4 protein-coding genes are annotated in these 5,748 nt (G+C 64.6%); 3 read left to right on the plus strand and 1 reads right to left on the minus strand.

Annotated features, from left to right (window positions below):
* Positions 1 to 31 precede the first annotated feature (31 nt).
* Positions 32 to 1,225, plus strand: a complete 1,194-nt coding sequence (locus tag CP49_RS07920; RefSeq protein ID WP_057849732.1) for a serine hydrolase domain-containing protein — start codon at positions 32 to 34, stop codon at positions 1,223 to 1,225.
* A 363-nt stretch (positions 1,226 to 1,588) separates the two neighbouring features.
* On the opposite strand, the gene CP49_RS07925 is transcribed toward CP49_RS07920, so the two are convergent.
* Positions 1,589 to 2,590 (minus strand): adenosine kinase, encoded by a 1,002-nt coding sequence (locus tag CP49_RS07925; RefSeq protein WP_057849733.1) that lies wholly within the window; start codon positions 2,588 to 2,590, stop codon positions 1,589 to 1,591.
* Between the two features lie 259 nt (positions 2,591 to 2,849).
* Here CP49_RS07925 and murJ point away from each other — a divergent pair, with 259 nt between their 5' ends.
* Positions 2,850 to 4,403 carry a murein biosynthesis integral membrane protein MurJ gene (gene murJ / locus CP49_RS07930; RefSeq protein ID WP_057849734.1) on the plus strand — a complete coding sequence of 518 codons (1,554 nt, stop codon included), beginning with the start codon at positions 2,850 to 2,852 and terminating at the stop codon, positions 4,401 to 4,403.
* Positions 4,404 to 4,625: 222 nt separating this feature from the next.
* Positions 4,626 to 5,678, plus strand: a complete 1,053-nt coding sequence (gene trpS, locus CP49_RS07935) for a tryptophan--tRNA ligase (protein WP_057849735.1) — start codon at positions 4,626 to 4,628, stop codon at positions 5,676 to 5,678.
* The last annotated feature ends 70 nt before the right edge of the window (positions 5,679 to 5,748 follow it).

The following is a 5,748-nucleotide window of genomic DNA, read 5'->3' on the forward strand; positions in this document are numbered from 1 at the left end:
CTTCCATAAAAATCAAAGCGGGAGGAGACCCATGCAAAGCAAAGCTGAGATCGACCAGATTCTGCGTCAGAAATGCGAGGCGATGGAGATTCCCGGCGTGGTCGCGATGGCGGCGACGGGGAGCGACGTGATCTACCAGGGCGCGTTCGGCAAGCGCGACCTTTCCAAGGACGATCCCATGACCGCCGACAGCGTGTTCTGGATCGCCTCCATGACCAAGGCGATCACGACGGCCGCCGGCATGCAGCTTGTCGAGCAGGGCAAGCTCTCCCTCGACGAGCCGATCGGCACGGTTTTGCCCGATCTCGCCAACCCGCAGGTGCTGGAAGGCTTTGACGAGAGCGGCGAGCCGAAGATGCGCCCCGCCAGGAGCCCGATCACGCTGCGCCAGCTCATGACACACACGGCGGGCTTTGCCTACAACATGTGGAACGGCGCCTGCGCGCAATATCTGGAGAAGACGGGTACCCCGGCGATCACTACCTGCCTGAACGCCGCGCTGACGACGCCGATCATGAGTGATCCCGGCACGCGCTGGGAATACGGCACCAATATCGACTTCGTCGGCAAGGCGATCGAAGCCGTCAGCGGCGTGCGGCTCGATGCGTACCTGCGCGATAACATGCTCGCGCCGCTCGGCATGAACGACACTTGCTTCAAGATCACGGACTCGATGCGCCAGCGGCTGGTCGGCATGCACGCGCGGACCGAGGACGGATCGCTGGCGCCGATCCCGTTCGAGCTCGAACAGAATCCGGAATTCCACATGGGCGGTGGCGGCCTTTACGGCACCGCGGGCGACTACATCAAGTTCACCCAGATGATCCTGAACCAGGGCCGCGGCAACGGCAACCAGGTGCTGAAGCCCGAGACCGTCGCGTTGATGAGCCAGAACCACATCGGCGATCTCACCATGGGCAAGATGGTGACGGTGGCGCCGATCTACACCAACGATGTCGATCTCTTCCCCGACATCGTGAAGAAGTGGGGCCTCTCCTTCCTGATCAACACCACCAAGACGGCGGAAGGCCGCAGCGCCGGCAGCCTCGCCTGGGCGGGCCTTGCCAACACCTATTTCTGGATCGATCCCACGCGCGATGTCGCCGGCGTGATACTGATGCAGTTGTTGCCATTCGCCGACGCAAAGTGCCTGGAAGCCTTTGCCGGCTTCGAGTGCGGCGTCTATGCCGGGCTGGATGAAGGCAGCGGACAGCGCGCGGCGTGATCGCAAGAGGTGGCGTGATCGCCTTTGCTCTTCGTGCGTCACAGCACACTCCCTCCGTTCCCTCCCCCCTTGCGGGGGAGGGTCAGGGAGAGGGGTAAGCCACAGGCGCCGGTGTGCGTGGCTTACCCCTCTCTCCAACTCTCCCCCGCAAGGGGGGAGAGGGCGCAGCGGAGTTCGCGGCTTGCATCGTGAAAAAGAAAGAAGAGCGTGGCCACGCTCTATCGTGCTGCACGCCCTCGCCTCATCCGCAGCCGTCTTGCCCCGCGCAGGCGGGGCATCCAGTACGCCGCGCTTCTCGGTTCAATCATCGCTGTCTCTGGAATACTTAAGCGCCTCGGGGATCACTTGTGTGCTGACTAGCAGCTACACCCCCAACCCGTTCTGCCCCGCCAGCTCCTTCAGCGACACCTGCGGCCGTGCCCCGATGTGCTGGATCACCTCGGCCGCGGCGAGCGCGCCTAGCCGGCCGCACGCCTCATGGCTCGCGTTGCGGACGAGGCCGAACAGGAAGCCGGCCGCGAACAGGTCGCCGGCGCCGGTGGTGTCGACGAGCTTCTCGATCGGAAATGCCGGCACTGATGTGATGCCGTCGGGGGCTGCGACGACGCAGCCCTTTTCGCTGCGGGTCACGACGGCGAGTTTTGTGTCCGCGCGGAGCTGCTTTAGCGCACCCTCGAAATCCGAGGTCTGGTACAGCGAGTGCAGCTCGGCCTCGTTGGCAAACACGAGATCGACCGTGCGTTTGCGCATCAGATCGAGAAACTCGTCACGATAACGATCGACGCAGAAGGAATCCGACAGTGTCAGTGCCACCTGGCGGCCGGCAGAGTGCGCGATGCTAGCTGCCTTGACGAAGGCTTCCTTGGCATTCTTCGGATCCCAGAGATAGCCTTCGAGATAGACGATGCGCGCGGCCGCGATCTGCGCCTCATCGATGTCCGACGGGTTCAGATCCTGCGCGGCGCCGAGATAGGTGTTCATGGTGCGCTCGCCGTCCGGCGTCACCAGGATATAGGAGCAGCCGGTGGCGGGGCCGGCTTCAGCCGCCTTGGTCTCGAAGGCGACGCCGGCGGCGCGGATATCGTGGGTATAGAGGCCGCCGATCTGGTCGGCCTTCACCTTGCCGATGAAGGCGGCGCGCGCGCCGAAGCCGGCGACACCGACGATGGTGTTGGCGCCGGAACCGCCGGAGACTTCCGTCGCCGGCCCCATGTCGCGGTAGATCGACGTGGCGCGGGCCTCGTCGATCAGCGCCATGCCGCCCTTGGCCATGCCGTGGTCGGCCAGGAACTTCTCATCAGTTTGCGCGAAGACGTCGAAAATCGCATTGCCGATCCCGAGAACGTCGTATTTTGCGTCAGTCATTCATCCGTCCTGTTTCACGGCGTTGTGCGAAAGGCTGCGGCCTATCAGATCGGCCCCGCGCCAGCAAGGGAAGCGGGGCTGCTATCTGGCAACCCGTCATCCTGAGGAGCCACGAAGCGGCGTCTCGAAGGATGAACGGCCCGGGCGGTGGCCGTACATCCTTCGAGGCTCGCTCCGCTCGCACCTCAGGATGACGGGACTACTGTCAGATGACGGGACTACTGTCAGGAAAGGAAGCGGCTGCTATACAGCCCCTCCAATGATCCGCTCTTTTCTCACGGTATCTTCGGGAACGCTGGCGTCGCGGCTGCTCGGGTTCGTGCGCGATTCCGTGCTGGCGGCGCTACTCGGCGCGGGCGCGGTGGCGGATGCGTTTCTGGCGGCGTTTCAACTCATCAATGTTGTCAGGCGGCTATTGACCGAGGGCGGGCTGAACGCGGCGTTGGTGCCGGCGTGGCTGCGCGTGCGCGAGAGCGGCGGCGCGGTCGCGGCGGCGGCGTTTGCGGGACGGGTACTCGGCAGCATCGCGGTTATCCTGATAGTTGCGACCGCGCTGCTGGCGCTGGTGATGCCGCTTGCGATGGCTGTGCTGGCGCCGGGATTTGCGGGGCGCGAGACGCTGCAGCTTGCGACAGACAATGCAAGGCTGATGCTGCCGTACCTCGCCTTCGCCGGGCCGGTGACTGTCATGATGGCGCTGCTCAACGCGCAAGGGCGCTTTGCGCTGACGGCGTTCTCGCCGCTGTTGTTCAACATCGCGCTGATATCAGTCATGGCCGTGCTGCTGGCGGCAAAGCCGGATGCGGCGCGGGCCGCGCAGATCGTCGCGGCGACCGTCGGCATTGCCGGGCTGTTGCAACTCTCCGCGCTGGTGCTGCGCCGGGGCGCGGCCATCGCAACGCCACTGCGCATTTCGTTCGACAAGGAGATGCGCGGCTTTCTCGCCAAGGCCGCGCCAGGCATGATGGCGTCGAGCGCGCCGCAGCTTCTGATGGTGGCCGGCGCGATCATTGCGTCGTCCTCGCCGTCGGCGGTGTCGTGGCTCTATTTCGCGGGCCGTCTGGTCGAGCTGCCGCTCGGCATTGTCGGCGTTGCCATGGGCACGGTGCTGATCCCGGAATTGACGCGCGCGGTTCGTGGCGATGATCATGCCGCCGTGGCGCATGCGGAATCGCGCGGGCTCGAACTCGCCGTTGGTCTGGCGCTGCCGGCGACGCTCGGGCTGATCGTGCTGAGCGAGCCGATCGTACGGCTATTGTTCGAGCACGGCGCCTTCACCGCTGACGATGCAAAAGCCACCGCCCGCGCGCTGATGTGGCTGACGCTGGCGCTGCCGGCGCATGTGCTGGTGAAGGCTTTATCGCCGGCGTTCTTTGCGCGCGAGGATACGATGACGCCGCTGGTCGCCGCGCTCAAGGGCGTCGTGCTGGCGATCGCGACGGCCTTCCTGTTCAGTTATTGGTACGGCACGGAGGGCATTGCGGCGGCGATTGCGCTTGGCGCGTGGGGCATGGCGTTCAGCCTGATCCGCCGCGGCGCGGAGACTTTTGGATTCTCGATCGATGCCGAGGCGCGTCGGCGGCTGCCGCGCATCGCGCTATCAGCGGTTGCCATGGGTGCGCTGCTGTGGCTGGCAACGCGGTCGCTGCTCACCACGGGCGCGCACGGCCTTGTGCAGGCCGTCCTGCTCTTGGCCGTGATAGCGGTAGGAATTGCGATTTACGGCCTGTTCTTAAGGCTTTTCGGCGTCGCCGGCTGGCGCGACGCAGTTAACGCCTTAAGGCGTCATGGCCGCTCCAACCCCTCATCCTGAGGAGCCGCCAACGGGTCCGCGCGCAGCGCGGCCCGATGACAGGCTCCGCGGCGTCTCGAAGGATGAAGGCCCGCCTGCGGCCTCATGGTTCGAGACGCGCGTTCCGCGCTCCTCACCATGAGGGGCTCGAACCGATCCCTAGCGGCTTGCGCTGACAGCCCCTGCGTGGCAAACGACGCCGCGAAACAGGCATCCGATACAGGATCCTTGGGGAAGCTGACTATGGCTTTTGTTGAAAAAGTGTTTTCCGGCGTCCAGCCGACCGGCAATCTGCATCTCGGCAATTACCTCGGCGCGATCGTCAACTTCGTGAAAATGCAGGAAACCCATGACTGCATCTATTGCGTCGTCGACATGCACGCGATCACGCAAGGTGTCGACGTCTGGGGCGGCCCGACAGAGCTCGCCCGCAACACCCGCGAGGTGACGGCTGCCTTCATCGCCGCTGGCATCGATCCGAAGAAACACATCGTGTTCAACCAGAGCCAGGTCGCCGGCCATGCCGAGCTCGCCTGGATCTTCAATTGCGTGGCGCGGGTCGGCTGGCTCAGCCGCATGACGCAATTCAAGGAGAAGGCCGGCAGGGACCGCGAGAACGCGTCCGTCGGGCTTTACGATTATCCGGTGCTGATGGCGGCGGACATTCTGCTCTATCGCGCCACCCATGTGCCGGTCGGTGAGGACCAGAAGCAGCATCTGGAGCTGTCGCGGGACATCGCGCAGAAATTCAACAACGATTTCGGCGATTCGATACGCGGCCACGGCTTCAACGACGGCCAGTTCTTCCCGCTGCCGGAGCCGTTCATCACCGGGCCGGCGACGCGGGTGATGTCGCTTCGCGACGGCACCAAGAAGATGTCGAAATCGGACGCGTCAGACAATTCGCGGATCAACCTGACCGACGATGCTGATATGATCGCGCAGAAGATCCGCAAGGCCAAGACCGATCCGGAACCGTTGCCGTCGGAGGAAAAGGGCCTGGAGAACCGGCCCGAGGCCGACAATCTCGTTGGCATCTATGCCGCGCTGGCCGACCGGAACAAAGCCGACGTGCTCAAGGAATTCGGCGGCGGGCAGTTCTCCAGCTTCAAGAACGCGCTGGTGGAACTTTGCGTCGCAAAGCTCTCGCCGATCGCCTCCGAGATGAAGCGGCTGGTCGCCGACCCCGGCCATGTCGACAAAATCCTGGTCGACGGCGCCGACCGCGCCCGCGCTCTTGCCGATGAAACCATGCGTGCGGCGCGCGATATCGTCGGTTTCATCCGCAAGCGCTAGGCGTACGCGGCATCCCCTCATGGTGAGGAGCGCGAAGCGCGTCTCGAACCATGAGGCCCCGTCTGTGGCC

This window comes from Bradyrhizobium valentinum (genome assembly GCF_001440405.1).
GTDB lineage: Bacteria > Pseudomonadota > Alphaproteobacteria > Rhizobiales > Xanthobacteraceae > Bradyrhizobium > Bradyrhizobium valentinum.